The 3,604-nt window shown below is 24.2% G+C and carries 4 protein-coding genes; 2 read left to right on the top strand and 2 right to left on the bottom strand.

All coding sequences use genetic code 11. The features are described from left to right. Window positions 1-155: 155 nt before the first annotated feature. On the bottom strand, window positions 156-770 hold the full coding sequence (locus ACPKM0_RS08880; protein ID WP_472475248.1) for an HD domain-containing protein: 615 nt from the start codon (window positions 768-770) through the stop codon (window positions 156-158). A 182-nt stretch (window positions 771-952) separates the two neighbouring features. On the opposite strand from ACPKM0_RS08880, the gene ACPKM0_RS08875 reads away from it, so the two are divergent. Then, entirely contained in the window at window positions 953-1,921 is a 969-nt protein-coding gene (locus tag ACPKM0_RS08875) for a hypothetical protein (protein WP_472475247.1), read from the top strand. Beyond that, window positions 1,915-2,667 (top strand): hypothetical protein, encoded by a 753-nt coding sequence (locus tag ACPKM0_RS08870; protein ID WP_472475246.1) that lies wholly within the window; start codon window positions 1,915-1,917, stop codon window positions 2,665-2,667. Before ACPKM0_RS08875 ends, ACPKM0_RS08870 begins: the two co-directional genes overlap by 7 nt. A gap of 273 nt (window positions 2,668-2,940) precedes the next feature. Here ACPKM0_RS08870 and ACPKM0_RS08865 read toward each other — a convergent pair. Next, window positions 2,941-3,604, bottom strand: a 664-nt coding sequence (locus ACPKM0_RS08865; protein ID WP_472475244.1) for a transposase, incomplete at its 5' end; no start/stop codon positions are given.

The raw sequence follows: 3,604 nt of genomic DNA, 5'->3' as shown, positions 1-3,604 counted from the left end.
TCATTATTGATTATATTTTAAATGGAGATTCTGAAAACGCAGTAAAAAAAGACAAAGAACACTTAGAACTTGCTTTTAAAGAAATTGAAATTTATCTAGAAAAAAAAGGAAGAATATAAAAATAGTTAATATAGAATAATTTCCTATTTTATTAACTATTTAATATTCCATTCTTTATAGAATTCGTTGAGAAAGTCTTTCATGAAATTGGTTCTTTCTTTAGCTAATTGTTTTCCATAGTTTGTATTCATTAGATCTTCTAGTTTTAATAATTTGTCATAAAAGTGTTTAATCGCGGAGTCTTTATTATCTATTGGATCATATATAGCTCTATTATTAGCGCCACTATATGCAAAGGTTCTAGCAATTCCAATAGCCCCAAGTGCTTCTAATCTATCAGCATCTTGAACTATTTTTCCTTCAATCGATAAACAATCTGAAGATTTACCTTTAGAAAATGATAAGTTACTAATATCTGAAATTATTGCTTCAATTTCATCATTTGCTATATTATTATCTTTTAAAAAAGATCTAGCATTATCTAAATTCTTGTTAGTTTTAGGGGAAATTTTATAATCATCAACATCATGAAGTAGGGCTATCAATTTAACTCTTGTTAAATCAATAGCTTGATTATTTTCTTCTTCTACTTCTTCAATTTTTATTGCTGTATTATATACTCTTAGTGAGTGATAATAATCATGCCCGCTATAATCATCTTTGAAGAAGTCTTTTATATATTTTAGTGAGTTTTCTATTATTGTTTTCATGCTCTATGTTTTCTCTTTAATTTATAATTTATATTAGTATATTGGTAATACATAATTAATAGTAGTATCAAAATAAAAAGTTTTTTAATATATTATTTTTTAATATAACATAAATAACTTGAAATCTAACATTACTAATGTTATATTAGAGATATGTAATGTTATATTAGGAGTTTTTTATTATGTTATCAGCTTTAAAGAATAATATTAAAGATAATATTGATGATAAATTTGAATTATTTTCTTTTAATGAGATAAATAAAATTCCCATGTTTTTAAAAGAAAAATATAATTTTTATGAAATAAGAATTCTTGATATTTCATGTATTTTGCTTGAAGTAAAAAATGATTTACCAAGTATTGATATGATTGAGAAGAACTTAAAAATTTTAAATAATCTAAAAAAAGGAAATTTTATATTTTACTTTAATAAAATATCTTCATACAGAAAAAAAACCTTAATTGAGAGGCGAATTTCATTCATTAGTGAAGATGGTCAAATGTTTTTGCCATTTCTTGGATTGTTATTAAAAAATACTCCTAATTTAGTTAAAAAAGAAATTCAAAAATTCTCTCCATCAGCTCAGTTAGCTTTTTTGTTTTTTATCTATAATAAAAATATTACTATTAATAATGAATCCTTTGCAAAGAAAATGAATTTCACATTAATTACTGCATCAAGAGCTTTAAATGAATTATATGATGCTAAATTGATAGATTTTAATAGTGGTGGCAAAACTGGACGTAGTAAAGAATATAAGAGAATAGTTGATAATTATTATTTTGAAAAAGGTAAAAACTATCTTATAAATCCTATAAAAAAAATTGTTTATGTTCAAAAGGTTCCAGATAATTCATTTATTGCTGGGTTAGAGTCTTTGTCAGAGCTATCAATGTTAAATTATTTTGAGAATAAAGTTAGGGCAATTTATTATAAAAATTATAATAAATTAAATATAAAGGTAGTAAATAATAACGATATTATAAAGGACAAAAATCTAGTTAAACTTGAGATTTGGAAATATGACCCTTCCTTATTTGTTAAAAATAATCATGTTGATTTAATTTCTCTATATGCTTCATTATTGGATGACAAAGATGAAAGAGTTGAAAGTGAACTAGAAAATATTTTAAAAGGTGAAAAATGGTAAAGGGATTAGATAAGTTTAAAGATTATTTTGAAGATTATACTAATCAATATATTCTTATTGGTGGTACTGCTTGCGATATTATTATGGAAGAATATGGTATTCCATTTAGAGCAACAAAAGATTTAGATATTGTTCTTTTTCTTGAGGTGTTAGATATATCTTTTGGAAAAATGTTTTGGCGATTTATAGAAGCCGGTGGATATGAAACTCGCTTAAAAAGTTCAGGTGAAAAACAGTTTTATAGATTTACAGATCCTATAAATTCTGAATTTCCAAAAATGATTGAACTTTTTAGCAGATCACCGCTGTCTTTTGAATTAGAGTATGATAATGGATTAGCACCAATCCATATTAGTGATGATATAAGAAGTCTTTCAGCTATATTATTAAATGATGATTATTACGATTTATTAAAAAAAGGACAAAAAGAGATATCTGAATGTTCAATCCTTTCTACTGAAATATTAATACTTTTTAAAATTAAAGCTTGGTTAGATTTGAAATTAAAAAAGGAAAAAGGGGAGCCGGTTGATTCTCATGATATAAAAAAGCATAAAAATGATGTTTTTAGGCTTTTAAATGTTATAGATCCCACATTAAAAATATCTCTTAATGATAAAATAAAAAATGATATAAATCAATTCCTTGATTTAGTTGTTAATGATAGACCTGATTTGAAAAATTTAAAATTAGAACATTCTAGATTTGATGAATATCTAGAGCTTATTAGAAATATATATTTTTAATAAAATATTATTTGTATAAAATAATAAGATTTTATAAATATAAGCTATGTATAAAAGAAGGGACTGTTGCAAAAGTTAATTTCTGATTAGCTAAGCAGCAGTTCTTTTTATTTATTCAGTTCATTTGACTTCTTATCCAAGTCTTTAATTATAATTTTGGTATAATTTGTATTAAATCTTTAATTTCATTAATTAATCATAGGTTTTAAACATAATAATATTATCTAGAAGTCTTTTCCTAGAATTTTTGATTCAAAATCTTGTTATTAATTATTAAATAGCTCTTGGGATTTCTTGAATATCTGAATTACATTGATATTCAAAAGGAGTTCCAATAAGTCCTTGTTCTAGCCGATGCATAAAACGAATAATATTTGCACTCATACTAAGCAGTAACCACTCTGTTTCTACAGAAGCATAACTCTTTGTTTTAAATCTCCTAAAAGATAAACTATGTTTAATTAAGGCAAAGCTTCCTTCTGCTTGAATACTTCTATTAACTCTTATGATTTTACCTTCATCACTCTCAATATTTTTCTTAGTATTAATTCTATAAATATCAAGTTGTGTATCTACAAATAATTTTTTAAAATCAAATTTATTAGCTGATGTTTTCATACAAGCTTCTCTTACAGAACAGGTTTTACAACCACTAAAGGATTGATAAATTCTCTGCTCTAACTTTGGAATATAACCTTTCTTTCTTGAATTTTCACTTCTTCTTTCTTCAAGATCTTTTCTTCTTGAAATATATTTGCTTTGTGTACATTCATATGCATCAATGTTTTGATGATATTTCATATTACTACGTCTACTAGGATCACTTTTATTCTTTCTCTTTTTGTTTTGTTCATAAGTAGATGGTTTGATAAAACTCTTAATATTATGTTTTTCTAAATATTCATAATTTTCTTTGCAATCATATCCAGCATCAGCA

The sequence above is a fragment of the Pleomorphochaeta sp. genome (assembly GCF_050031695.1).
Taxonomy (GTDB): domain Bacteria; phylum Spirochaetota; class Spirochaetia; order Sphaerochaetales; family Sphaerochaetaceae; genus Pleomorphochaeta.
Note: the sequence above shows the minus strand (reverse complement) of the source record. Positions and strands in the feature narration are given on the sequence as shown.

Bases quoted from the DNA above. Each gene is read 5' to 3' on its own strand.
- ACPKM0_RS08880 (WP_472475248.1), bottom strand. From the start codon at position 770: ATGAAAACAATAATAGAAAACTCACTAAAATATATAAAAGACTTCTTC.
- ACPKM0_RS08875 (WP_472475247.1), top strand. From the start codon at position 953: ATGTTATCAGCTTTAAAGAATAATATTAAAGATAATATTGATGATAAA.
- ACPKM0_RS08870 (WP_472475246.1), top strand. From the start codon at position 1,915: ATGGTAAAGGGATTAGATAAGTTTAAAGATTATTTTGAAGATTATACT.